This window comes from Vibrio sp. RW, assembly GCF_027587105.1.
Classification (GTDB): domain Bacteria; phylum Pseudomonadota; class Gammaproteobacteria; order Enterobacterales; family Vibrionaceae; genus Vibrio; species Vibrio toranzoniae.
Window position 1 is genome coordinate 25,975 of record NZ_JAPPTM010000012.1, and the last position, 24,994, is coordinate 50,968.

A 24,994-nucleotide genomic window follows, 5' to 3' on the forward strand; every position below is an offset into this window, starting at 1 on the left:
TCATGTTTGGAAGATTAACTCTAGACTCAATTCCCTACCACGAACCCATTATTTTGTTCACGTTAACCATGATCGCTTTAGTGGGCGGTTTAGTGGTGTATGCGGTAACCAAAGCCGGTAAGTGGCAATACCTTTGGAATGAATGGTTTACTTCTGTAGACCACAAAAAATTGGGCTTCATGTACATTGCTGTGGCAATGGTAATGTTAGTTCGTGGCTTTGCTGATGCGGTCATGATGCGTAGTCAGCAATTGCTTTCTGCGGCCGGTGAGACGGGCTATTTACCTCCGCATCACTACGACCAGATCTTCACGGCTCACGGCGTGATCATGATTTTCTTCGTCGCGATGCCTTTGGTTATCGGCCTGATGAACATCATCGTGCCGCTGCAAATCGGTGCTCGTGATGTTGCATTCCCTTACTTGAATAACCTGAGCTTCTGGCTGTTTGTGGTGGGTATCATCCTAACCAACATGTCGCTTGGCTTAGGTGAGTTTGGCCGTACGGGTTGGTTGGCGTATCCGCCGCTGTCTGGCATTGAGGCGAGCCCGGGAGTCGGGGTCGATTATTGGATATGGGCGCTGCAAATATCCGGTGTGGGTACCACATTAACGGGTGTGAACTTCTTCGCGACTATTTTGCGCATGCGTACTCCGTCTATGCCAATGATGAAGATGCCAGTGTTCACGTGGGCGTCTCTGTGTGCCAACATCCTAATCATCATCTCTTTCCCTATCCTAACGGTCACCATCGCGTTACTGACTTTGGATAGATACATCGGCACGCACTTCTTCACCAACGACCTTGGTGGCAACGTGATGATGTATGTGAACCTGATTTGGGCATGGGGACACCCTGAGGTGTACATCCTGATTTTGCCTATCTTCGGTGTGTTCTCTGAAGTGACGGCAACCTTCTCACGTAAAAAACTGTTTGGTTATACCTCACTGGTATGGGCGACGGTGGCGATCACTATTTTAGCGTTTGTAGTTTGGCTGCATCACTTCTTTACCATGGGTTCTGGCGCCAATGTGAATGCCTTCTTCGGCATCGCGACCATGATTATCTCTATCCCAACTGGGGTTAAGATCTTCAACTGGCTGTTCACCATGTATAAAGGCCGTATCCGCTTTACCACGCCAATGATGTGGACGGTGGGCTTCCTAATCACCTTTACCGTTGGTGGTATGACGGGCGTGTTGATGGCGGTACCGGGCGCAGATTTCATTCTGCATAACTCGGTATTCCTGATTGCGCACTTCCACAACGTGATCATCGGTGGCGTTGTATTCGGTTGTTTCGCTGCGATTGGTTACTGGTTCCCGAAAGCGACTGGTTTCACTCTGAACGAGCTTTGGGGTAAACGCGCATTTTACTGCTGGATCATTGGTTTCTTGATGGCGTTCTTGCCGCTTTACGCTCTGGGCTTTATGGGCATGACGCGTCGTTTGAGCCAAGACATCAACCCTGAATTCTTCCCTCTACTGGCGGTTGCGGCTGCAGGTACGGGCGTAATTGCGATGGGTGTGGTGTGTCAGTTCGTTCAGATTTACGTGAGTGTTCGTGACCGCGACCAAAACCGAGATCTAACCGGTGACCCATGGGGTGGACGTACATTCGAATGGGCAACGTCTTCACCACCGCCGTTCTACAACTTTGCAAAATTGCCTAAGGGCGATGAGATCGATTCGTTCTGGTATCAAAAGCAAAGTGGCGAGTTTGATCCAACTCAGGAAGAAGAATACGAACGTATTCACATGCCGAAGAACACACCAACAGGCATTTATGTGTCTGCATGGGCGTTGGCATTTGGCTTCGCAATGATCTGGTACATCTGGTGGCTAGCGGCTGCAAGCTTAGTGGGCATCGTGGTGACGTGTATTCAACACAGCTACAACGACGATGTGGACTACTACGTGGAAGTTGAAGAGATCAAAGCGATTGAAGCAGCTCGACGTGCACAGCTTGAAGAAGCGAAGAAACAGTCAGTGAAAGGCGACAATTCTGGTCGTGGTAACAGCGCTGACGGTGACAGTGATAACAACAAAAATAAAGATGATTTGGAGACGACGTATGCAAGCTAATACTCCGTCACACACTTATGATCTTGCACACTCGCATGATCATCACCACGAAGCCGCGGGCAACAAGTTATTTGGTTTCTGGGTTTACTTGATGAGTGACTGTGTCCTGTTTGCCACGCTTTTCGCGACTTATGCCGTGCTTGAGAGTGGATCTATCGCAGGCCCTACAGGCAAAGACATCTTTGAACTGCCGTTCGTGTTTGTCGAAACCATGATGCTGCTGTTCAGTAGTATCACCTTTGGTTTTGGCATGATTGCAATGAAGCGCAAAGATGTTTTAGGGCTGAAGCGATGGATCAAAGTTACTTTCGTATTGGGCTTAGCCTTTATCTGTATGGAAGTGTATGAGTTCCATCATTTAATTGCAGAAGGTTATGGTCCTCAAGAGAGTGCGTTCCTTTCAGCGTTCTTTACCTTGGTTGGTACACACGGTTTGCACGTAACGTTCGGTCTTATCTGGATGGCGGTGGCGTATCACCAACTTTCAACCAAAGGCTTGAACGACAACATGTCGATGCGTTTCCAGTGCTTGAGCTTGTTCTGGCACTTTCTTGATATCGTTTGGATTTGTGTATTTACCATCGTGTACTTAATGGGGGTGATGTAATGGAACAGCATCTAGACAGCGGTGCAACGGATTACGTGAAAGGCTTTATTGCGTCACTGATTCTGACCATTATTCCGTTCTACATTGTGTGGTCACATGCGCTACCAAGTACGGAAACTTACGTGATCTTGTTCGGTTGTGCGCTGGTACAAATCTTTGTCCACTTTAAGTACTTCTTACATATGGAAGCGAAATCTTCCGATGGGCGTTGGAACTTGGTGTCACTGATGTTTACCGCCATTGTTGTATTGATCCTTATCGCTGGCTCGGTATGGATCATCTACAACATGAACGTCAACATGAAGTTGTAGGCTAGGGTATGCTGAAAAGTTATTTGTCTATCACCAAACCGGGCATCATTTTCGGCAACCTGATTTCTGTTGCGGCGGGGTTCTTCCTCGCCGCAAAAACAGAACCAGCCAGTGCGATGTTGTTACTGACGACATTAGCGGGTGTAGGGCTTGTGATTGCATCAGGTTGCGTGGTGAACAACATCTTTGACCGAGATATCGACCAGAAAATGAAACGTACCCAGAACCGCGAATTGGTTCAGGGCAACATCAACACAGACGTGGCATTTATTTATGCGTTAGTCATGTTGTTGGCAGGCACGGCGCTGCTGTTTCAATTCGTTAATCCGATGTCTGCGGTGGTGGTGTTGCTCGGTTATGTGTTCTACGTCTTTTTCTACACTATGTGGTACAAGCGTAATTCCGTTTATGGCACCTTAGTGGGCAGTATCTCTGGCGCGGTTCCACCGCTCGTTGGCTACCTTGGCGTGACGAACTACCTGAGCTTAGAAGCCGTTTTGCTGTTCACCATGTTCTGTTTATGGCAGATGCCACACTCGTATGCGATTGCGATGTTCCGAATTCAAGACTACCGCGATGCAGGCATTCCTGTTTTACCGGTGAAAGAGGGCGTCGACAAAGCACATCAACACATGAAAGCGTATGTAGTCGCATTTGGCGCGGTTGCTCTGGGGCTATTTTTGCTCGGAGAAGCGGGTTATGAATACCTAGCCGTGTCGGCGGCCGTTTGCTTTATGTGGACCAAAGTGACATTCCGTAAAGTTGATTGCCTCAACTACATTCAGTGGTCAAAGACCGTGTTTAAGGTCTCTCTGCTGGTGGTCATGAGCATCAGCGGTGTACTCGGGCTAGAACTGATTCCGTTGCCTTTTTTGTAACTTCAATAGAGATATAGCCCAAAGGACTTGGTATATTGAGTAATGGATAGTATCTTGATCCTGTTGAATTTTTTATAAAAGCAACCTTGCAGAGTAAGGTTGTTTTTTTTGTTATCGGACGATTGAAAATGATGAACGTGAAATCGATGCGTGGAGAACTTTACCTCCTATTTGCCACCCTGCTAGCTGGGGTAGGGTGGATCGCATCTAAGTTGGTAGTATTGGAAATGCCGGGGCCAGTGTTCATCGGTGTGCGATTTTTTGTTGCAAGCCTTATTTTATTGCCATTCTGTATTCATCATATTCGCCAGCTCTCGATTAAGCAGATCTTGTCTCTTTGCGGGGTGGGGTTGTTGCTGTCTGCCTCATTGCAGGTATGGGTATTTGCGGTTTCGGTAACCGAAAGCTTGTCTGAAGGGGCCTTTATCATGAGCTTAGCCATGATCATTGCGCCGTTTGTTTCTTGGATTCTGTTTCGAGTTAAGCCTAATCGTGCGTTTTGGATGTCTTTCCCAATTGCGATCATCGGCATGTTATTACTGACCTTAGGCAATGGCTGGAATGTCGAACAGAGTCAGATCTATTTCTTATTGGCGTCGATGCTGCTCTCGATTCATTTTGTGATGAACAAGCGTGTGATTACTAACATCAAGCCAATTGCCTCGATCTGTATTCAGCTTTTCGTAGTCGGAGTCAGTGGTTTGGCGTTTGCGTCTATGACGACCCAGCCGGAATTTGAAATCACTAAAACGTTAGTGTTCTGGTTCATTGTGTCTGCGGTTGTTGCGACGTCTATTCGCTACCTATTACAAACGGTAGGCCAGCACTCTGTGAACATGGAAGTGGCGGCGCTGATCATGATTCTAGAACCAGTATGGACACTGTTACTGAGCGTTGGGGTGCTAGGAGAAAGTGTTGAAACGCAGAAGCTGCTTGGTGGTACGGTGATTATTGCTTCACTGTTTTGTTATATCAAATGGTCGAGACGAAAATAAAAGCCTGCGCGAATTAGGGCTGTGACAGGCTCAGTTCTATATTAGTGTTAGTCTCGCTTCGTCTTTATGTTTCCGTGATAACTATTCGTTGATGCTGACTTTAGTGATCACGATATCTTCGCAAGGCACATCTTCATGTCCCCAACGTATGGTCGTTGGTGCGGCAGCGATTTTGTTGACCACATCCATGCCCGCAGATACTTTACCAAACACAGCATAGCCCCAGCCTGCATTTGTGGTAGAGGTGTGGTCTAAAAAGTCATTGTTATCAAGGTTGATAAAGAATTGTGCTGTCGCAGAATGTGGTGAGTCTGTACGAGCCATCGCCACAGAGCCAATTACATTCTTCAAGCCACGGTTTGCTTCGTTGACGATGGGTGCACGAGTAGGTTTTTCTGTCATGTCGATAGTGTGTCCACCTCCTTGAATCATGAAACCTTCAATAACACGGTGAAATGTGGTGCCTTCGTAGAAACCATCTTGGCAGTATTTAAGGAAGTTTTTAGAGCTGACAGGTGCTTTCTCAAGGTTGAGTTCAATTTCGATATCGCCAACGTTGGTGCTCAGAATGATCATAAAGGTGCCCAATATTTGTGTCTTACAGAGTAGTGAATGTTTCAATAGGGTGCAGTATATGAAAAATCACGGCAGATGCCAGTGGTGGATTCCACGCTAGGTTTATATTTCTTTTAGCCCAATGTTTTACCGCCATTTAAAACGACTCCGATGTTGCGGGTTGTATTGCTTGTCTCGTTTTACTTCAGGCCGCTTACTTATCGATCATTAATAAACTCACTTGTAGTTATTACTATAGGCTCGAATCGCTTTGCAATGCGCTATGAGTGACATAGAATCGAAAACGTAATAAATTTTATTGATATCTACGGAAGAGAATTAACAGTCAATGAGTAGTATTTTAGAGTGTATTCGTACTGTTGGACGAGGGGAAAGAGGGCGTAAGCCTTTATCGTTCGAACAAGCCTATCGCATCATGGATGAGTATTTAAGCGGAAAGGTCGGTGACGACCAAATGGCGATGCTATTGATGTTAATTCGTGTACAAAATGAAACCAACGAAGAGATAGCTGGCTTTGTAAAAGCATTCCAATCACGAGTGCCTGACTTGGGCGCTGATATCGATTGGCCTTGCTACGCCGGTAAGCGGAACGATACCGCTAGTGGTAAACCGTGGAACTTACTTGCTGCGAAGATATTGGCAGACAATGGCTATAAAGTCTTGATGCATGGTTATATGGATAAGCCAAGCGGCCGTACACACGTTGAGACTTATTTAGATCTCGTTGGTGTTCGTAGAGCGGCCGATCCACAAGACGCGAAACAGATCCTAGAAGTTGATGGCATTGCATATCTACCTCTAGTGAATTTTGCTCCAGAAGCTCAAACTATGATTGGTTGGAAACACCGTTATGGGTTGAGGACGCCAATCAACACTGTAGTTAGAGCATTAAACCCAGGTGGTGGCCGTTTAGGGTTACGTGGCAGTTTCCACCCTGGTTTTCCTCAGTTGCACGCTGAAGTTGAGCATGTCATTGGCAATAAGTCCCACTCGGTAATTTCATTCAAAGGCATGAATGGCGAGTCGGAATATAACCCTAAGGTTAGCCAAACGGTTTGGATGAGCTCACCTGAAAAGGTGGAGTCTTTCTATTGGGAAGGGACCATGAACGCAGAACTGCCTCTGCCTTCCGAATGTGTCTTGGGTACTCCGGAAGATGAGATGGAGTTAATGGCGAATAGTGTGGTTGACAGTATGACGGCGATTTTATTTGCAGAAACACATGACAAAGCTGAAGCCTATGCAAAAGCATTGCATCTTTGGGAAGCTTATTGTGAAAGTTAGCGGCAAACTAACGACATAAAATGAGAGAAGGTCAGTCGTCGTTGCTGGCCTTTTTTGTGCCTCATTTTCTAGCACAGGTATTTCGGTAAATGATTAAGTTACAAAGGTTATTTAACTCGCATCAGTCGATGCATCTTGTCTTCAAACTGAATCTCAATCACTTGCGAGACTTTCATCTTATCTACACGATCAAGCATTTTTCCTTGATAGTCACGCTTTTTCATCCACTCTAATGGCTCTTTAAAGCCATCTTCGTTAATCACAAACGATTGGTCGGTAATGGAGCCTTCAAAGATATGCACAACCCAAATACGCGATTGGAAGTCTAATAATTCATTGAAGTAGGCTTTTAGCCTTGATAAATACTTAGATAGAGGAGTCTGAGAAGAGGTTGATAAAGGCATAGTAGACCGTATTTGAGAAATGAAAGTAGTAAGAGCAAAGTTCACACAACCAGCGCTCCAGTGAACGAAGTGTATCGATTTAAGCCTCCACCATTGTCAAATAGTTTACCCGCTTAAAAACTCGCTACAAAATACGATATCGATACATTAATAACAATGCTGGTTAGCTTTGTTCGAGACAATATGTGTATGAATCCGCTATTTAATGAACAGGCTGAGGGTGATTTCTTGTGCTCTAATGTTTCTTTTTTGTGATGTTAAAACACGCTCAAGCCTTTTGCGACCTCGCATTTTTGTCTTAGTAGGTTTTACCTATCAATAAAATTGTTGAAATCCATTTAGTAAAATCAAGATTTTAGACAACAATTAACTTAACAAGACGGAAAAGACATGACGAAAAGTATTTAGGGAGAACATAATGCATTCAATAAAAGTGAAAGATTACATGACGAAGCAGGTTGTGACATTCACTCCTGATATGCCTTTAAGTCTAGCGTTAGATAAAGTGATGCGAAGTCCTCATATGGGCGGACCTGTAATTGACGATAACGAGCAAGTTATCGGTTTCCTCTCGGAACAAGATTTATTAGACAAACTGGTCAAGGTTAGCTACTTCTGCCAAGACACACACATTGTGCGCGATTGCATGTACCAAGAGGTGTTATCGGTATCGCCTGAATTGTCCATTATTGAATTGGCAGACATGATGCAGGTTGGCAAGCCTAAAGCTTACCCAGTGATTGATAATAAAAAACTGGTGGGCATGATAACAAGATCGGATGTTTTAAGAGCAATAGGCAAGAATTTAAATGAATGCTTCAAACATCAGGTATAGTCGCGTAATACGAAAGATTATATTTTCCAATATTCTAGGTTAAAAAAGGCGCTTTGGCGCCTTTTTTATTGGTAAAGCTGTTCTTTTTAGAGCTTTACTTTGTCGATCGTTAGCTTGTGGTATTTCAGCTTTTGGAGGTTTCATGTCAAATCAAACTGCAAAGTTTGTGGAAGGTTCAACGATGCGCCATATATTGATGATGTCGGGAGCCGGCTCTGTTGGTTTGATGGCGTTATTTGTTGTCGATTTACTCGATATGTTGTTCATCAGTATGTTGGGGCAGGTTGAATTGGCTGCGGCAGTTGGTTTTGCAGGGACACTCACTTTTTTCGCCACTTCAGTTTCGATTGGTACTTCAATTGCCATGGGTGCCCTGGTATCGAAAGCGATAGGCTCCAAAGGCAGAGACCAAGCTCGAAACCTTAGTGCTAGTATTATGTTGACTGCGTTTGTCATTAGTTCGACGGTGGCTACGGTTATGTTCGTTTATATCCCAGAGTTGCTGACTGCCATTGGCGCCAAAGGCGTTGCGGCAGAACGGGCTCAAGCTTACCTACAGATTTTATTGCCAAGTGGGCCATTTCTAGCACTGGCGATGGCGGCAGGTGCTGGTTTAAGAGCGGCAGGTGATGCAAAGCGTTCGATGTGGGCGACTTTGTCAGGCGGGATCGTGAACGCGATCTTAGACCCTCTATTTATCTTTGGTTTTGGCTGGAACATAGAAGGGGCAGCAATTGCTTCTGTCATTGCACGTTTTTCGGTTCTTTTCTTTTCGCTTTATCCTCTTATTCGTAGTCATCAATTGGTTGCTCTACCTTCTTTAGGGCAGTGGCGTATTAATATTCGCCCTATTTTGACAATAGCAATTCCAGCCATTATTGCTAATACAGCAACGCCGATCGGTAATGCGATCGTGACGACTGGTATCGCACAATATGGTGAGGATTTCGTTGCTGGTTTTGCGGTCATTGGTCGTTTAACGCCTGTTTGTTTTGCCGCTATTTTTGCATTATCCGGTGCCGTGGGACCAATCATTGGCCAGAACTTCGGGGCTGAAAGAATGGACCGAGTTAAAGAAACATTGAATAACTCTTTGTTAGTGGCAACGATTTACACCATTGCTGTTTGTATTGTGTTGTATTTAGCTCAGGGCTACGTGATTCAAGGCTTTAGCCTTCAGGGAGATGCGGCCATTATTGTTGCTGCTTTCTGTACTTATGTTGCCTTTACTTTTACCTTTAATGGCGCGTTATTTGTAGCGAATACTTCTTTTAATAACCTAGGTAAGCCACTTTACTCAACGGCGCTTAACTTAGGTAAAGCGACATTAGGTACTCTGCCATTCGTGTACTTGGGTTCACAATGGTATGGCGCGTTAGGCGTGTTGTATGGACAGGCATTAGGTAATATTTTGTTTGGATTGTTGGGGATCTTGGTTCTTCGTCATCATATTGCTGAGCTTATGCAGGGACCTGAAGTGGATCATGGTGAAGAGGATGTATCGGTAGTCAGTTTGAATACCCCGCCATTTTGTTCTCATGATGCTGTTCTGATCGATGATGTGTCGGCGAATCGGGAAGAATGTAAAAAATTCAAATCATGATAACACCGACGTTCTAATATAAGGTTCATCGGTTTGTAAATTTCGTCTTGACCTTGGAGCTACCTCTAAGGTTTATACTTTTGGTGAACTTAGGGTTCAGTTGTTATCAGTCAGCAACTGCCTCAAGGCTTTTTGAGTATTAAGGAGATACAATATGTGCGCAAAACATGCAGTGTGCCGCTCAACAAAAGTGGACGTTCAACCTCAAGCGGCAGGAGCAAGTTGCTCTAGCCCTAAAATTTCAAGCATTACCGCAGCAAGTACTTCATCTGTATGTTGTAGTTCTGATGCTGCGTCTTCGTCGTCTGGAGATGATTGTTGCGGATCGGATAGTGGAGAGGAAGACAGTCACTCCTCAACCTTATCTCTTGATGCCAAATTCTCCAAAAGTTGGCTGGTGGCCGGAATGGACTGTCCAGCTTGTGCAAGAAAAATAGAGAACGCGATCAGTAACATTGACGGTGTGATTCAAGCGAAGGTTCTTTTTGCTACCGAAAAGTTGGTTGTGAAATTCGAAAAAGAAAGTCTCGTCGACACCATTGAACAAGTCTCTATCAAAACTGGCTTCCCACTAACCGAAGTGGGGGCGAAGAAAGAAAAACAACAACCAGAGACGTTTGGGCAAGCTCATATCCAACCTAATTTACAAATCATAGCGATTGCAGCCTCAATGCTGATCGCTGCTCTTCTGAGAAACTCGTTCCCTCAATTCAGCGAAGGCTTATTTATCGCAACCTGTTTACTTGGCTTATATCCAGTAGCGAAAAAGGCGGTTCAATTAGCGCGATCTGGGACACCTTTCGCGATAGAAACTTTAATGAGTGTAGCTGCTCTTGGTGCTCTATATCTTGGTGAAACCATTGAAGCAGCCATGGTATTACTGTTGTTCTTGATTGGTGAGCGTTTGGAGGCTTTTGCTTCATCAAGAGCAAGAAGTGGTGTGCAAGCCCTAATGGCACTGGTGCCAGAGAATGCGACTAAAATTATCAACGGCGAACGGACTGAAGTTGCAGTGAGTGAGCTGGTACCTGGTGATGTTATCGAAGTTTCTGCAGGATCTCGTTTACCCGCTGATGGTCAACTGATTACAGATTCCGCGAGTTTTGATGAAAGTGCATTGACTGGCGAATCTGTCCCTGTTGAACATATCGAAGGCAGCAGCATCATGGCTGGCGCTGTTGTTGTGGATAAAGTCGTTCTTATCACTATCACATCAAAGCAGGGTGAGAATGCGATCGACCGTATTCTTCATTTGATTGAAGAGGCGGAATCTCGTAAAGCACCACTGGAACGCTTCCTTGATAAGTTCAGCCGTTGGTACACGCCATTAATGATGTTGGTTGCCTTGTTGGTGATCATCACGCCTCCACTGTTGTTCGCTCAACCTTGGGAAACCTGGGTGTATCGTGGCTTAGCCTTGTTGTTGATTGCTTGCCCTTGTGCCCTGGTTATCTCAACGCCGGCTGCCATTACTTCTGGTTTGGCTGCTGCGGCAAAACGTGGTGCGCTAATTAAAGGCGGTGCGGCACTAGAACAACTTGGCAAAATTCAAACGATTGCCTTCGATAAGACGGGTACATTGACTGAGGGTAAACCTCAAGTCACCGACATTCAGGTGTTATCGGGTTGGCAGCAAGACGTAATGTTACGCGTAGTGGGTGCTATTGAAGTCGGTTCTACTCATCCATTGGCGCAGTCGCTGGTGGCGAAAGTAAAAGAGCTGAAGATAGACATCCCAGAATCACATAATAAGAAGGCGCTGATTGGTAGTGGTGTCGAAGGTGATGTCGATGGCATTAAATACCAAGTGTTGGCTCCTTCTAAAGTCAGTTTCGATCTTGATGCTGATGTTGTGTCTCAGGTAGAAGCTCTAGAAGGCGAGGGTAAGACGGTTGTTATTGCTTTAGAGCTTAAGCATCAAGAAGAATCAACAAATCAAGTGACACCTATTGGATTGATTGCGTGGCAAGATACGTTACGCAGTGACGCTAAGGTTGCGATTGAACGACTTAACGACTTGGGTATTCAATCTATCATGCTGACGGGTGACAACCCACGCAGTGCGGCTGCTATAAGTAGCAAGATTGGTATGCAATACAAGGCGAGCTTACTTCCAAGTGACAAGGTGTCTTATGTTGAAGAGCTTTCTCAACAATCGCATGTTGCGATGGTCGGGGATGGTATTAATGATGCGCCAGCGATGAAAACCGCGAATGTGGGTATCGCGATGGGCGGGGGGACTGATGTGGCCTTGGAAACGGCGGATTCAGCACTGACTCATAACCGCTTAACGGAATTGCCGGCGATGATTGAGTTATCGCAAGCAACCATGAATAATATTCGTCAAAACGTGGCTCTAGCGCTTGGCTTAAAAGCCGTATTCTTGGTGACCAGTTTGCTTGGGATTACTGGTTTATGGGTTGCGGTGTTGGCTGATACTGGCGCGACCGCTCTAGTTACACTGAATGCTCTACGTCTGCTTCGATTTAAATCCAAAGCGGATTAAGTTCGGATCGCTTATATAGAACACTCTTAATTTAAGCAGCGCCTTTAGCGATAGTACGTTATTCGCGATAATGCGTTACAGGCGCTCTTGTCTCATTAATATGCAACATAGACTTACGTATTGCTTGTTTTTTGTGATGCCAATCGGTTTTTCGTGAAACATTGAACTTTGTTGCGATCATTGGTGTGATGGGTGTCACTTCATTTTGTAGTGAGCTTGGTTAGAGTGTGTGCGTACCCCACGAATTTACTATGAGCTTAAATAAGGGTAAAAAGCCCAATAAGCCAAAAGGAGCGAACTATGTCTCAAGCTGTTTTCCATTTAGGTGTTACTGAAGCAGATCTTAACGGTGCTACTCTTGCGATCATCCCTGGTGATCCTGCTCGTGTACAAAAAATTGCAGAAGAGATGGAAAATCCAGTCTTTCTTGCTAGCCACCGTGAATACACACTTTACCGTGCAGAGCTAGACGGCAAGTCAGTTGTGGTGTGCTCAACAGGTATTGGTGGTCCATCTACTTCTATCGCAGTTGAAGAGCTTGCTCAACTTGGTGTTCGCACCTTCCTACGTGTTGGTACGACGGGTGCTATCCAACCACACGTAAAAGTGGGAGATATGATTGTTTCAACGGGTTCTGTTCGTCTAGACGGTGCTAGCTTGCACTTCGCACCGATGGAGTTCCCAGCGGTTGCTGACTTTGACGTTGCAACGGCGATGAAAGCGGCAGTTGAAGAATCAGGTGCAGACGTTCACATGGGCGTAACCGCTTCAAGTGATACTTTCTACCCAGGTCAAGAACGTTACGATACATTCTCTGGTCGCGTTGTTAAGCGTTTCCAAGGTTCTATGCAAGAATGGCAAGACATGGGGGTTCTAAACTTTGAAATGGAATCAGCCACACTACTAACAATGTGTGCAAGTTCTGGTTTGAAGGCGGGTTGTGTTGCTGGTGTCATCATCAACCGTACTCAAAAAGAAACGCCTGATCACGACACTCTAAAAGTGACTGAAGCACGCTCAATCAAAGTCGTTATAGAAGCTGCCCGTAAAATGCTTTAAGCGTTACTTTATGCTTTAGTTTTAGATGAACTAAAGTATCAGAAAGATTTTGAAAATGGCCGAATCGGAAGATGCGGCCATTTTTTATTAAGATAAATAAAAGTAAACGAGCACAAAAAAGGCGAATGACTAATTAAGCCGTTCGCCTCTTTCTTTACTTAGTGATGGACCGAGTTGCTCAATTTTCTTCAGATTAGCACTCTAAATCTTCGTTACCACCAGCCGCTGTAAACCATGCTTTTAGGTGTGTTTTGAGATCTTTCAATTCTTCAGGGCCAATCAATGCTAATCCAAGGTCTTCAGCACGAGTGATATCATTATGACGGAGAGGACGGAAGCTCACCAACATTGCACGTGCTTGCAGGCCACCCAATAAGTCTCTTAGCGATTCCAGTTTATATAAGGTGTCATCACCATCATCGCGCATGCCTTTGGTCTTACATTCGATTATGTGCAGTTTATTGTTCACCACTGACGCAACATCAAGCTCGTTTCGAACCTCACGTTCACCGAGTTGACGGTATACTTGAACATTCAACGAACGGTCTTGTATTGTCGGCATGTCATCTTGGATTTGTTTCACGGTACTGTGAACCAGAGTTTCCAACCATTCACCGTTTGAGAAGCGACGCGCATCTTCATTGGCAAAGGTCAAAATACCATTATCGTAAGTCGCAATCTTAGCTTCAACCAGATCGTTCAACAGCATGTTCAGTTCACGGTAGCCTTGTTGTTTCTCAGACAGTCCAACATCAAGCTTCTGTTCTTTACGGCAGGTCGTTGCTAGATAGTTTAATGTCGCAAGGCCAGGGCCTAATTCTAGTGCATTGCTTGCCCAGCGCTCACCCAGTTCATAAAGTTTCTGATCAAGTTGAGGAGACAGTTTTACGTCGCTGAATTCACCACGAGCACCAAATACCGTCAGGTAGTCATCGATAGTAATACGGTCTTGGACTTGTGTATCATCTTTGCCGTTTGGGTAGAGCCAGCACAGTTTGTCGCTGTTTGGTTCAACGACAAAAATGGGCCAATGATAAGTGCGAAAGACTTCGTAAACGGAAAGTAATCGGTGACGTAGGCCGCAGCTAGCGTTGAGCTTGACTTCTTGGCCACGTGCCTTGAGGTCTTCAGCTAAGCTTTGGATAGATTCCTTAATAGCCGACGTGTTTACGATCGTCGGGATTTCGAAAAACTCACTCGTAATGTCGCGTTTTTGCAAAACGTTGTGCAAGCGTTGATACATGCTTGCTTGGTTCTTGTCACCGATAAACACAATATGAGTGCTGGTCGTTCGGTTATCGAGTAGTGGGGTGATCAAGCGAATGGGGTCTTGATCGATAATACCAACATGAACAGCCATATAAATTCCTTAATAGCGGCTCGCTCATAAAGGGGAAAGAAAACGAAAAGCAGCAAGCCATAGTAATCATATAATGACAAAGCTCATGGAAAACAAGGGCAACCCTTGATAAAAGTTGCCCTTGTTCAATTAGTTACCACTATTGGGTAGCAAGTCTCTAGAATCGCAGTAAATATCTATCGATTCTTTGTTTATCTATAGCTTGAATTGATGAACCAAATCACCCTGTTGATTCGCCAGAATCGTTAGGTTTTGACTCGCTTCAGCAATCGATGACATCGCTTGGTAGCTTGCATCTGCGATGTGGTTGATGTCCTCGATGTTGCGCGCGATATCGCCAGACGTTTCACTCTGCTCAGCAGCTGCTTGAGAGATGTGTGTGCTCATATGGCTGATTTCCATTATTAATGCTTGAATCTCTTCCATCGCACTATTGGCACTTGAAGCTTGTTCAACCGACATGTCCATATCATTCATGCAGCTTTCAATTACGTTGCTAGCCGCTTTCGAACTTGATTGCAGGTTACTGATCATGGTTTCAATTTCAGACGTTGATTGCGTGGTCTTTTGTGCCAGTACTCGAACTTCATCTGCTACTACCGCAAAACCACGCCCTTGCTCACCCGCGCGTGCCGCTTCTATCGCCGCATTCAATGCGAGGAGGTTAGTTTGCTCGGCAATGCCACGAATTACATCCAGAATCGAACCAATCTTGCTGCTCATTTGCTGCAGTTCACCCACCGCACTGACAGATTCAGTCAGACGAACTTCAAGTTGATTGATGGTGCTGATGTTAGTGTTCATTATCTGACGACCAGATTCAGAAGCTGATTCGACTTGTTGAACCATGCCTAATGAGCTTTGCGCACTGTTCGCCACTTCTTGCACAGAATGAGACATTTCTGTCATCGCTGTCGCAACGGTTGCAGTTTGTTCGCGTTGGCTGTTCAGTTGCACCTGCGTTTCAGAAGACGTCTTTTGGTTCACGCTTGCGGTCTTCGTTAAGTCATCTGAAGCATCATTCAGCTTCACAAGAATATTGTGTAGGTTGTCGGCCAAGGTGTTGATGTGACGGCTCACGCGGCTGAATTCGTTGTCGTAACGAATGTCGATACGTTGAGTCATATCGCCTTCAGTTAGGCCTTCCAATGTCCCTAAAATACGTGTTAATGGCTCTCTTACACTGTGTGCAATGTGGTAACCGATTGCTGCAGCGAATACTGTTACAACAATACCAATCGCAATCGCGTTAAATAGGCCTTTGTCGTAAATGCTGCTCGCGTCTGCCAGTGAAGCGTTAAGTTGCTCTTCTGCGGTCACGTTGAATGAATCTAACACGGCCATCGCTTGGTCAATTTCCACCGCAAGGTTAGCGATGTTGACGTACAGCGCTTGTTTTGCTTGCAGGTAGTTGTTGTGTTTGTCTAGTACGCCACCTTTCTGGCCAACGTCTTTGGTGAACTTTTGAACCGACTCATCGAAGACATTTTTAAGTGCAGGTAGTTGTGTTGATAAGCCGCGATAAGCGTAGTTGAGGTGAGTCACGGCCTTTTTATTTTGGTTTACGGCTTTCTGTACGAAGGCAACATCAGAGCTAGCGAGGGCATCAGAGGTGATGACTTCTGCGTCTTGCAGTTTAATGAAGTAGCTCTTTGCCATCACTTTTACAGAGATGCTTTTTTGGTCGGCAACGTACTCTTTCATGCCAACCGTTAATTCTGAATGTAGGCGTTGGAAGTCACGTGATGCTTTTTGTACTTGTTCTTGTGCTTCGAACATCGCCAAGTAGTTGTTCATGGCTTCAGCTGCTTCTGCAAAGTAGCGCTCTTCCATTGCTCTTAGCTGTGTAATACGGTCTACGAGCGCCGCGTTATTGCCGCTTGCTACAGAGAGTCTTCCGAGTACTTCAGAAAAAGCATCTTTTGATGCAGCAAATTCTGTACGCATCGCAGACATGCGCTCTGTATTTTGGGTGGTTAAAAAGTCTTTAAATGATTTATCAGCTGAAAGCAGTTGAACACTCGTTTGATTTGAAAGTGCAACAAGCGGTAATGAGGTTTCTGAGACACTCTCGAAATTGCTGTGTATCTGATTCATGCTGTTCATCATAATGGTTATCGTGACGGCAAACATGATGATGATCAGTGCGAAGCCAGCGTACATACGCTTGATCACAGATCCCTTCATGGCTTTCTCCCTAAATTAAAATGCAGACCCAATGTCAGGTCAAAGTAAAACTAACAAAATTATCAGCATTCTATTCAGCTAAGCGTACGCATTTTATGACGCACACGTCAAAAATAACCCTCAGTTATAACCAATATGCCATTCTTGAGATCTAAAGCTCGTTTTCTTTGATTTGAACGGTGTTTTTTATTAAGCTTTAAAGCGGATTTATTGTGGTTTGTTGCGGCATAGCGCATACTCAAAACATTAAAAAGTAAATGTTTTATCGGAGAAAAACATGGCTGAAGAAACCATCTTTAGTAAGATCATCAATAAAGAAATTCCTGCAGATCTGCTATACCAAGACGACTTAGTAACGGCGTTTCGCGATATTAACCCTCGCGCTCCTAGCCATATTTTGATTATCCCAAACAAGCTGATTCCAACAACCAACGATGTTGAAGTCGAAGATGAAGCGATGATGGGGCGCATGTTTACCGTTGCTCGTAAGTTAGCAAAAGAAGAAGGTATCGCAGAAGATGGCTATCGTCTTATCGTGAACTGTAATTCTCATGGTGGTCAAGAGGTTTACCATATTCACATGCACTTAGTGGGTGGCCGTCCGCTTGGTCCGTTGCTTATGAGCTAACCAAAACAAGTTGATGAGTTAGTGAAAAAGCTAATGAGCTAACGAAAACTCGCCAATTAGTTGATTCACACAAACAGCTAGTTGGAAAATTTGTAGTTTATATGCCAACTTTAAGTTTTATCTGTGGTCTGAATATCGGTATCACCTAAGCAAAGCCTAACAAAGTTGGCATTTTAAACATGCACGGAGACGATAAGTGAAGCAACAGTTTAGATTCGCTTCCATTGCCCTGTTATCGGCGTTGACCGCGGGATGTGCAAGTATGTCTGCAGGCAGCCTGTTCAGTCATTACAGCGCACAAAACAAAGCTATCTATCAAGCGGTGAAGTCTGGAGATTATTCAGAGGCTCAACAAGAGTTACCAGATTACGCGGCAGGCGCCATCCTTGATAACTTTGAAAGAGGCAGAATTAATCTGCTCGATCAAAAGTACCCTGAGAGTAAGTCTTCGTTTGAATTGGCCGATCAGGCCGTAAAAGAGCAACAAAACAAAGCCGTGATCTCTATTTCAGACAGTGCGACCAGCGTGGGTGCGTTGGCTGTCAACGATAATATTACCGAGTATGTGCCGCCCGATTACGAGTTAGGCTTTCTGCATCTTTATCTTGGCTTAAACTACCTCAAGAAGAACGATCTAGAAGGTGCGGTGATCGAAATGCGTCGTGCCAACCAAGTTCAAGAACAAGCAAAGAAGCAACGTGAAGCTGATCTAGAAAGAGCAGCCAACGATGCGAAGAAACAGGGCTTATCAGCCAATGTCGGTAGCATTCTTGCCAATTATCCCGATGCGGGTAAAAAGTTGCAGTCAGTTCAGAATGCGTATTTGATGTTTTTGTCTGGCCTGCTTTATGAGGCTTCAAATGATTTAAACAGCGCTTATGTTGATTATCGACGTGCTTTAGCGGTTATGCCAGAGAACCAAGAAGTCATCGATAGAACGATGGCGACAGCCGCTCGTTTAGGAATGAGACAAGATCTTGCGACACTTGACAAGCGTTACAAGCAATCGTCTAAGCTTGGCAACGGTCAAGGCCGTGTGATTGTGCTTCAGGAGCAAAGCGCTGTTCAAGCTATGGACAGTTGGCGATTGGATTTACCTATTTATGACAGTCGAGATCAGGGAGCGGTATATTCTCTGGCGCTGCCATATTACCCAAGTCAGAATGTAGAGCGTTTTCCAGCCTTACGAATCAGTGGGCAGCCGTTGCAAGAACACTTGCTCACGGACGTAAACGCAATGGCTCAGAACGATTTATCTGAACGCCTGACGACTATTGTGATTCGTCAGGCTTTGCGTGTTGTGGCAAAAGATCGTATCCGAAAAGAAGCAACTAAAGGCAACGACGTTGGTAATATTTTGTTCAATGTGTGGAATGTATTCACCGAACAACCAGATACTCGTAGTTGGCAATCGTTACCCGCTGAGATTAAGAGCAGCACGTTTGTAGCAAGTAGCGGTCAATATACGTTAGAAGCGGGCGTGAAAACGTATGACTTTGATATTCGAGAAGGGCAGACCACTGTGGTTTGGATTTCTCGACAAGGGAACAACGCAACAATGTGGCATAAACAGCTAGGGAGGCTGTAATGAAAAAGTGGTTAGTGAGCTTAGCAGCGGTTATAGCTCTAGCTGGTTGTGCTGATAATACAGCTGGCGTAAGGGTTGATAGCCTGACTCAGAACGTATTCTTTGGTGACAAGGTATTGGGCAGCCGTTTAATGGTTGAAGATATTCGCACCGACCAAATTGATGGTCATACACGAGGAATCGTTCGTTTAAACAGCAACTATAAAGGCGATCAACATATCCTCTATCGTTTCTATTGGTACGACGATGCAGGGCTTGAGGTCAACCTAAAACAAGGCCCTTGGAAGCAAGCGATTGTTCGTGGCTTTGAAAGTATTTCGTTGTCAGAAGTATCGGTAAATCCGAAGGCAACTCAGTTCCGAGTTCAGTTCCGAGAGCAATAACTCATCAGAACAAAGTTAAAATAAACAGGGATCAAAAAGAAGAACTATTGATTCGCTACTACAAGAATTTAAGAGTGAGGGTCACCCCACTCAGTGATAAGTTAAGGAAATAACATGAAAAAGAGTGTCATTGCGTTACTAGGTTTAGCGGTTATTTTAGGTGGTTGTTCAAACAAGGTAAGCTACGGTGATGCACAAGCAGTAGAAACCACGACAATCGATTTCGGTTCAACTGACCTTCAAACCATTGCGGGTGAAATGGTCGATAGCATGATGGCTTCTGGTTCTGTGGCTTACATCACTCGTGAGCAGCGTCCAATCGTGTTCGTAGAGCGAATCAAGAACAAAACCAGTGAGCACATCGATACAGAGTCAATCACTGACACAATCAGTACTAAGATGCTGAACTCTGGCAAGTTTCGCTTCGTTGATATGGACCGTGTAGAGTCTGTTCGTGACCAATTGAATTTCCAAAATAATGATGAGCTGGTAAACCAAAGCTCAGCAATCCAGTTTGGTAAAATGGTCGGTGCGCAATACATGTTGTACGGCAACCTATCAAGCATTGTAAAGAAAGACGGTAGCGATGGGGATGTTTACTACAAAATGACGATGCGTCTAATGGATCTTGAGTCTGGTTTGATTGAATGGGCAGATGAGACTGAAATCCGGAAGCAACAATCTAAGAGCCTACTGGGTCTTTAATTTCGCTTACTTGTTAACTCAACGCAGCCAGTATTGACAGTGTTTAGCTTGGCCATACGCCAATACAACAGATCAAATGCTGTTTTATGAAGAGACACTGGCTTTTGGTCAGTGTCTTTTTTGTAAGAACTGAAGACGTTTATAGGGAATAAACAATGGCAATTTTTTCTTGGTCTGAGGCTAAGCTTCTTGATACCAGCCTGAGTTCGCTTGATGGCTACTTTTCTGAGCCACCAATCAGGGCGCAGACCTTAACAGGCGGTTTGACTAATCGATGTTGGAAATTAGTTTCCGCAGACGAGAAAGCGTATGTTTGGCGCCCGATTACGCCGATCACTAACGCTTTTTTTATCTCTCGTCATGAAGAGTACCAAGTATTGTCTACCATAGAACGTCTTGGTATTGGCCCAAGCCCAATACTGGTTAATCAGCACGGGTTACTAGTCGAGTGGGTAGCAGGCGATACGTTATATGAGGGGCTAGACCTATATCACCTCTTAAAAACACTCACATCGGTGCATTTAGTTAATACCAAGCGACTACCACTTCAACCATTTAGCTTCACCGCACGAGTTGACCATTACTGGCTTCAACTTGATGATGCACACAAGGACGAAACCTATACTACTATTTATCAAGAATGGCGATCAGCTCCGAACATCTCAAGTGTTGGTTTATCTCTGTGTCATTTTGATTTTGGTGGTTATAACCTCGTGAAGAGTCGCGACGGAATTAAAATCATTGATTGGGAATACGCAGCGTTGGCAGACCCAAGACTAGACTTGGCTTTAACCATCTCTATTGCCGGTTCGTCTGTCACTGAAGCCGTTCATCAGTATTGTCAGCTGCGAGACATCCATGATGTGCAGACTTGGGTGGACGGGGTAGAGCAATGGTTACCACGCTGTCGAATGATGGCAATGCTGTGGTATTTATTGGCACATCAGTTATGGGGTGACGGTAGCTACGTAGAGGAAGCGGAAGATCTTAGCCGCACTTTCTGTAATTAGGATCACGTTTAGGAAGTGAAAAAAATCTAATTTTATTTCTCTTTACTTTAAAACCTTACTTTTCATGTTAGATTAATCTAAGCGTACCAGTATTCAATAAGGGAGGTACAAATGATTATTTACCTGCATGGCTTCGACTCTACGAGTCCCGGCAATCACGAAAAGATATTGCAGCTGCAATTCATTGATGATGATGTTCGTTTTATTAACTACAGTACTTTGCACCCCAAACACGATATGCAACACTTACTTAAAGAAGTGCATAAAGTGATAGAGCAATCCGATGATCCACATCCAATCATTTGTGGCGTGGGTCTAGGTGGTTTTTGGTCGGAGCGTATTGGTTTTTTGTGTGGGATCAAGCAGGTATTGTTCAACCCTAATTTGGAACCTGAGATCAACATGGTTGGCCGAATAGATCGCCCTGAAGAATACGAAGATATCGCAACTAAGTGTGTTGCTCAGTATCGTATGAAGAATAAAGGACGTTGTTTAGTTATACTTTCTCGTGCTGATGAAATTCATGATAATACAAAGACCGCAGCTGCGCTTGAAGACTACTACGAAGTTATTTGGGATGAGAAAGAGAGCCATAAGTTCAAAAAAATTTCTCAGCACCTTCAGACAATAAGTGCTTTCAAAAACGCTTAATCACTCTATTCTATTTTCTAAAAAAGCAGTACTTAATCGAGTGCTGCTTTTTTATATCTAAACTATGAGGGACTCTTTTTCTAGATGTTGATGTATGTTTGATTATGAGCTGTTCAAACGTTAGCTCATTCGTTGCGAATCCTCATTAAGGTTAAGGATTATTGTTGCGGTCATCTTTTTGCTATATATAATGTTCACAAGAAAAATATTTTGACAAATATCAAAAAAAATTGAGAGCGAGTGAAAAACTTGCCCATTATTTGTGTTCTTCCTCGAAGGTCGACACCTTTTAGTTTTACCCACGTGAGCAGAATAACAGAAATGCATTTGTTATTTGAAACCCCTCTAACTACTCGTGAGCTGTTGTCAGCCATTATCACAGTTATCAAATAAGCCGTAACCTTTGAAGGTAGGCCGAGTAGACATATAGAATTTATCGGTTGGAGTAATCGAGCCGAACCCCATTTATTCATTTTGTAGAGGATTGTCATTGTGACAAAAATTATCGTAGTAGGCGGTGGTGCTGGTGGTTTAGAGCTAGCAACGAAACTCGGTCGTACCTTAGGTCGTAAAAAACGTGCCCAGATTACCTTGGTAGACCGCAAAGCGAGTCACCTGTGGAAGCCATTACTTCATGAAGTAGCAACTGGATCGTTAGATGAAGGTGTTGATGCATTGAGTTACCGCGCGCATGCAAAAAACCACTACTTTGACTTCCAAATGGGCAGCCTGAACGACATCGATCGTGAGCGTAAAGTCATTGCTCTAAGCGAGTTTAAAGATGATCACGGTGAACTGCTTATGCCAAGCCGTGAGCTCGAATACGATATCCTAGTGATGGCGCTAGGATCCACGTCAAATGATTTCAATACTCCAGGTGTTCGTGACAACTGTATTTTCCTTGATAGCCCAGAGCAAGCTCACCGTTTCCGTACAGAGATGAACAATCAGTTCTTGAAGCTTCACGCTAAAAACGGTCAAGGGACCGTTGATATTGCGATTGTTGGTGCGGGAGCGACAGGCGTAGAGCTTTCTGCAGAGCTACACAATGCGGTTAAAGAGCTTCGTACTTACGGCTTTGGCGACCTAGACTCAAGTAAGTTGAACGTGAATCTTATTGAAGCGGGTGAGCGCATTCTCCCTGCTCTTCCTCCTCGTATTTCAAGTGCTGCACACTCTGAGCTAACGAAGCTTGGTGTAAACGTTCGTACTAATACTATGGTGACGCAAGCGGATGCTGATGGCTTAACAACCAAAGATGGTGACAAGATCCCAGCGCAAATAATGGTTTGGGCTGCAGGTATCAAAGCACCAGATTTCATGAAAGATATTGGTGGTCTTGAGACGAATCGTATTAACCAATTGGTTGTAAAAAACACTCTGCAAACTACGTATGATGATAACATTTTTGCTATCGGTGACTTGGCACAATGTACACAAGCCGATGGTTCATTCGTTCCACCGCGTGCACAAGCAGCCCACCAAATGGCAAGTTGTGCATTCAGCAATATTATTGCCAAACTAAATGGTCGTGACCTGAAAGATTACATCTACAAAGATAAAGGGTCGCTTGTTTCATTAAGCCGTTTCTCTACGGTAGGTAGCTTGATGGGTAACCTAACCAAAGGCTCTATGATGGTTGAAGGTCGTATAGCTCGTATAGTTTATATATCTTTGTACCGTATGCATCAAATGGCGCTTCATGGATTAATCAAAACATCGTTGATGATGTTAGTTGGCCGTATTAACCGTGTACTTCGTCCAAACTTAAAGCTTCACTAATCAGATAAGCCTTCTAAGGGCATTACGCTGATAATAAAAAAGAGCTCTTCGGAGCTCTTTTTTGATCGTGTCAGTTTAGTGATATCTACGCTTATCACTGAGTTATAACGGTTAAGCCGCTGGCGGTAATACCGAGTAAACCACGCCATCTTTCGGCTTTCCATTAAAGATAAAGCGATTCTTGGCGATGGTTTCTCGTTCGGCGCCACATTTCTCAATCAACCTTTGACTTGGTAGGTTTTCTGTATCACAGACGATTTCTAGGCGAGTTAACTTCAATTGTGCGAAGCAAAACTCAAACAGGGCTAGTATGGCCTCTTTGGCTATCCCTTTCCTCTGAAAATCGTCACCCACCCAATAGCCTACACTCGCCATATTAAAGGTGTGATAAAGCTCATTGATCGCAACCATACCGACTAACTTATCGCTTCTTCGCTCAAAGATACCAAATCCAAACGCCTCTGCTTTGACCCAATTTAAGCGAGTTGCCAGAATGAACTTCTCGGCTTCGACGATAGAAAACTCATCGTGGCACCAGTCTACCCATGGAAGCAAGCTAGGGGAGGACTTTACCAGCTGAGAAAATTCTTGAGCATCTGAGGCTTCAATGATTTTGAGGTTAAGGTGCTGTGTATTGATCTGAAAATCAGGGCTCATAAGAAGTACCGAAGAATGTGTAAATGTTAGGTAAGGGCAGTAAGTACGTGTGAATATGGGTTGTACTTAATAAAACGCCCTCACAATGGAGGGCGTATTGAATTAATATAACTTAAGTTATTTTACATCGACTTATTGTGCTACACGTCGAACTTGAATCACCATCCCAAGAAGTGGGTGGTCAAGGTAGTGAGTTTCGGTACTGCGCATACGACGTTTTTGATCCATGCGGTAGCTCTTAAGGAATTCTTCTACTTCAACAGTCGGAGAGATCTCGGTGAGGTTACCGACTTGAACATTGCTCTCTGCACCACTTACTGGTGAATCTAGCTCGATTTGTTGTTCTTGCAGCGTCACTTCACGAACGCTTGGCGCTTTTAAATCCAGCGTCGTTTCAGCATATAGATAGTGCTGTACGTAGATTTGTAGCTTGCCATCTAATTCGTAAAGCGGCTTATCAATGGTTTCTTCTTGGAAGCCATCTGGGTTTGATGCAGTGACCGCACCTTTCTCAGAGCCGTCGGCATTAAACTGTTTAGAGAAGTCTTTACCTGCTTGAATATGGAAAACAGGTGCTGAGCTCTTACCTTGATCGCCTTGACGCCAAGCAGTATGCATCAGAACTTCAAAGCCTGCGTGTTTACGTAGCTTATCTTTCTGAGGTGTTAATTTGTACTCCGAGTAAGGAAGCATCTGCACGCCTTTCTTCGCTCGGTATTGGGTATCTTGAAATGAACCAACGCGCTCAAGTGAAATCTTAGTCTGTGTGTTTGGCCAAGATTCATTTACTTTTTCTGCATCAACAGCGCGCTTAAAAATGATCACTTCTATATCAAATTGTCTCTGTGCCAAACTTGGCAGTGAGACGAACAATAGTAGCAGCGGGATCAGTCTTTTCAT

23 protein-coding genes are annotated in these 24,994 nt (G+C 44.4%); 17 read left to right on the top strand and 6 right to left on the bottom strand.

The annotated features are described in order from the left end of the window. The first annotated feature begins 2 nt into the window (after positions 1-2). From cyoB to OCT63_RS12405, 5 genes are all read left to right on the top strand, one after another. Positions 3-2,084, top strand: coding sequence for a cytochrome o ubiquinol oxidase subunit I (gene cyoB, locus OCT63_RS12385; RefSeq protein WP_123923863.1), 2,082 nt, complete (start codon positions 3-5; stop codon positions 2,082-2,084). Next, positions 2,074-2,691: a cytochrome o ubiquinol oxidase subunit III gene (gene cyoC / locus OCT63_RS12390; protein WP_016786087.1), complete on the top strand. Its 618-nt coding sequence runs from the start codon at positions 2,074-2,076 to the stop codon at positions 2,689-2,691. Before cyoB ends, cyoC begins: the two co-directional genes overlap by 11 nt. Next, complete coding sequence (gene cyoD / locus OCT63_RS12395; RefSeq protein WP_010439794.1) at positions 2,691-3,002, top strand: cytochrome o ubiquinol oxidase subunit IV; 312 nt, start codon at positions 2,691-2,693, stop codon at positions 3,000-3,002. Before cyoC ends, cyoD begins: the two co-directional genes overlap by 1 nt. An 8-nt stretch (positions 3,003-3,010) precedes the next feature. Continuing rightward, positions 3,011-3,880, top strand: a complete 870-nt coding sequence (gene cyoE, locus OCT63_RS12400) for a heme o synthase (protein ID WP_161748745.1) — start codon at positions 3,011-3,013, stop codon at positions 3,878-3,880. 128 nt (positions 3,881-4,008) lie between these two features. Further along, positions 4,009-4,875: a DMT family transporter gene (locus OCT63_RS12405; protein WP_161686193.1), complete on the top strand. Its 867-nt coding sequence runs from the start codon at positions 4,009-4,011 to the stop codon at positions 4,873-4,875. 81 nt (positions 4,876-4,956) lie between these two features. Here the strand turns inward: OCT63_RS12405 and OCT63_RS12410 are convergent, their stop codons facing one another. Then, the gene (locus tag OCT63_RS12410) at positions 4,957-5,451 is read right to left on the bottom strand and encodes a peptidylprolyl isomerase (protein WP_060468075.1); all 495 of its coding nucleotides are present in this window, start codon (positions 5,449-5,451) and stop codon (positions 4,957-4,959) included. A 328-nt stretch (positions 5,452-5,779) separates the two neighbouring features. Here OCT63_RS12410 and OCT63_RS12415 point away from each other — a divergent pair, with 328 nt between their 5' ends. Then, positions 5,780-6,736, top strand: a complete 957-nt coding sequence (locus tag OCT63_RS12415; RefSeq protein WP_136980092.1) for a glycosyl transferase family protein — start codon at positions 5,780-5,782, stop codon at positions 6,734-6,736. A 107-nt stretch (positions 6,737-6,843) separates the two neighbouring features. On the opposite strand, the gene OCT63_RS12420 is transcribed toward OCT63_RS12415, so the two are convergent. Further along, positions 6,844-7,140, bottom strand: coding sequence for a hypothetical protein (locus OCT63_RS12420; protein ID WP_136996546.1), 297 nt, complete (start codon positions 7,138-7,140; stop codon positions 6,844-6,846). Positions 7,141-7,558: 418 nt separating this feature from the next. On the opposite strand from OCT63_RS12420, the gene OCT63_RS12425 reads away from it, so the two are divergent. From OCT63_RS12425 to udp, 4 genes are all read left to right on the top strand, one after another. After that, positions 7,559-7,975 carry a CBS domain-containing protein gene (locus tag OCT63_RS12425; RefSeq protein WP_060468072.1) on the top strand — a complete coding sequence of 139 codons (417 nt, stop codon included), beginning with the start codon at positions 7,559-7,561 and terminating at the stop codon, positions 7,973-7,975. Positions 7,976-8,117: 142 nt separating this feature from the next. Continuing rightward, positions 8,118-9,578 carry an MATE family efflux transporter gene (locus OCT63_RS12430; protein ID WP_269983831.1) on the top strand — a complete coding sequence of 487 codons (1,461 nt, stop codon included), beginning with the start codon at positions 8,118-8,120 and terminating at the stop codon, positions 9,576-9,578. 154 nt (positions 9,579-9,732) lie between these two features. Beyond that, positions 9,733-12,084 carry a zinc/cadmium/mercury/lead-transporting ATPase gene (locus OCT63_RS12435; RefSeq protein WP_269983832.1) on the top strand — a complete coding sequence of 784 codons (2,352 nt, stop codon included), beginning with the start codon at positions 9,733-9,735 and terminating at the stop codon, positions 12,082-12,084. Between the two features lie 300 nt (positions 12,085-12,384). After that, entirely contained in the window at positions 12,385-13,143 is a 759-nt protein-coding gene (gene udp, locus OCT63_RS12440; RefSeq protein ID WP_269983833.1) for a uridine phosphorylase, read from the top strand. A 193-nt stretch (positions 13,144-13,336) separates the two neighbouring features. On the opposite strand, the gene OCT63_RS12445 is transcribed toward udp, so the two are convergent. Next, positions 13,337-14,503 (bottom strand): DUF1887 family protein, encoded by a 1,167-nt coding sequence (locus OCT63_RS12445; RefSeq protein WP_161673457.1) that lies wholly within the window; start codon positions 14,501-14,503, stop codon positions 13,337-13,339. A gap of 195 nt (positions 14,504-14,698) precedes the next feature. Then, on the bottom strand, positions 14,699-16,690 hold the full coding sequence (locus OCT63_RS12450) for a methyl-accepting chemotaxis protein (protein ID WP_060468068.1): 1,992 nt from the start codon (positions 16,688-16,690) through the stop codon (positions 14,699-14,701). A gap of 277 nt (positions 16,691-16,967) precedes the next feature. On the opposite strand from OCT63_RS12450, the gene hinT reads away from it, so the two are divergent. The 7 genes from hinT to OCT63_RS12485 all read left to right on the top strand — a co-directional run bounded on the left by hinT (position 16,968) and on the right by OCT63_RS12485 (position 23,437). Then, on the top strand, positions 16,968-17,318 hold the full coding sequence (gene hinT / locus OCT63_RS12455) for a purine nucleoside phosphoramidase (protein WP_004736268.1): 351 nt from the start codon (positions 16,968-16,970) through the stop codon (positions 17,316-17,318). Positions 17,319-17,514: 196 nt separating this feature from the next. Beyond that, on the top strand, positions 17,515-18,906 hold the full coding sequence (locus tag OCT63_RS12460) for a COG3014 family protein (protein ID WP_161673455.1): 1,392 nt from the start codon (positions 17,515-17,517) through the stop codon (positions 18,904-18,906). Continuing rightward, positions 18,906-19,289, top strand: coding sequence for a YcfL family protein (locus OCT63_RS12465; protein ID WP_017057019.1), 384 nt, complete (start codon positions 18,906-18,908; stop codon positions 19,287-19,289). The genes OCT63_RS12460 and OCT63_RS12465 overlap by 1 nt, the downstream gene beginning before the upstream one ends. Before the next feature lie 114 nt (positions 19,290-19,403). After that, a complete protein-coding gene (gene lpoB / locus OCT63_RS12470; RefSeq protein WP_017057020.1) occupies positions 19,404-19,994 on the top strand; it encodes a penicillin-binding protein activator LpoB in 591 nt (196 codons plus the stop codon). A 155-nt stretch (positions 19,995-20,149) separates the two neighbouring features. Beyond that, on the top strand, positions 20,150-21,004 hold the full coding sequence (locus OCT63_RS12475) for a phosphotransferase (RefSeq protein WP_161686184.1): 855 nt from the start codon (positions 20,150-20,152) through the stop codon (positions 21,002-21,004). 111 nt (positions 21,005-21,115) lie between these two features. Next, a complete protein-coding gene (ycfP, locus tag OCT63_RS12480; RefSeq protein ID WP_161679121.1) occupies positions 21,116-21,655 on the top strand; it encodes an alpha/beta hydrolase YcfP in 540 nt (179 codons plus the stop codon). A gap of 492 nt (positions 21,656-22,147) precedes the next feature. Further along, the gene (locus tag OCT63_RS12485) at positions 22,148-23,437 is read left to right on the top strand and encodes an NAD(P)/FAD-dependent oxidoreductase (RefSeq protein ID WP_060468063.1); all 1,290 of its coding nucleotides are present in this window, start codon (positions 22,148-22,150) and stop codon (positions 23,435-23,437) included. A gap of 111 nt (positions 23,438-23,548) precedes the next feature. Here OCT63_RS12485 and OCT63_RS12490 read toward each other — a convergent pair whose 3' ends face one another. Beyond that, positions 23,549-24,094: a GNAT family N-acetyltransferase gene (locus OCT63_RS12490; protein ID WP_161686182.1), complete on the bottom strand. Its 546-nt coding sequence runs from the start codon at positions 24,092-24,094 to the stop codon at positions 23,549-23,551. A gap of 132 nt (positions 24,095-24,226) precedes the next feature. Then, the gene (locus OCT63_RS12495; RefSeq protein WP_161686180.1) at positions 24,227-24,994 is read right to left on the bottom strand and encodes a peptidoglycan binding protein CsiV; all 768 of its coding nucleotides are present in this window, start codon (positions 24,992-24,994) and stop codon (positions 24,227-24,229) included.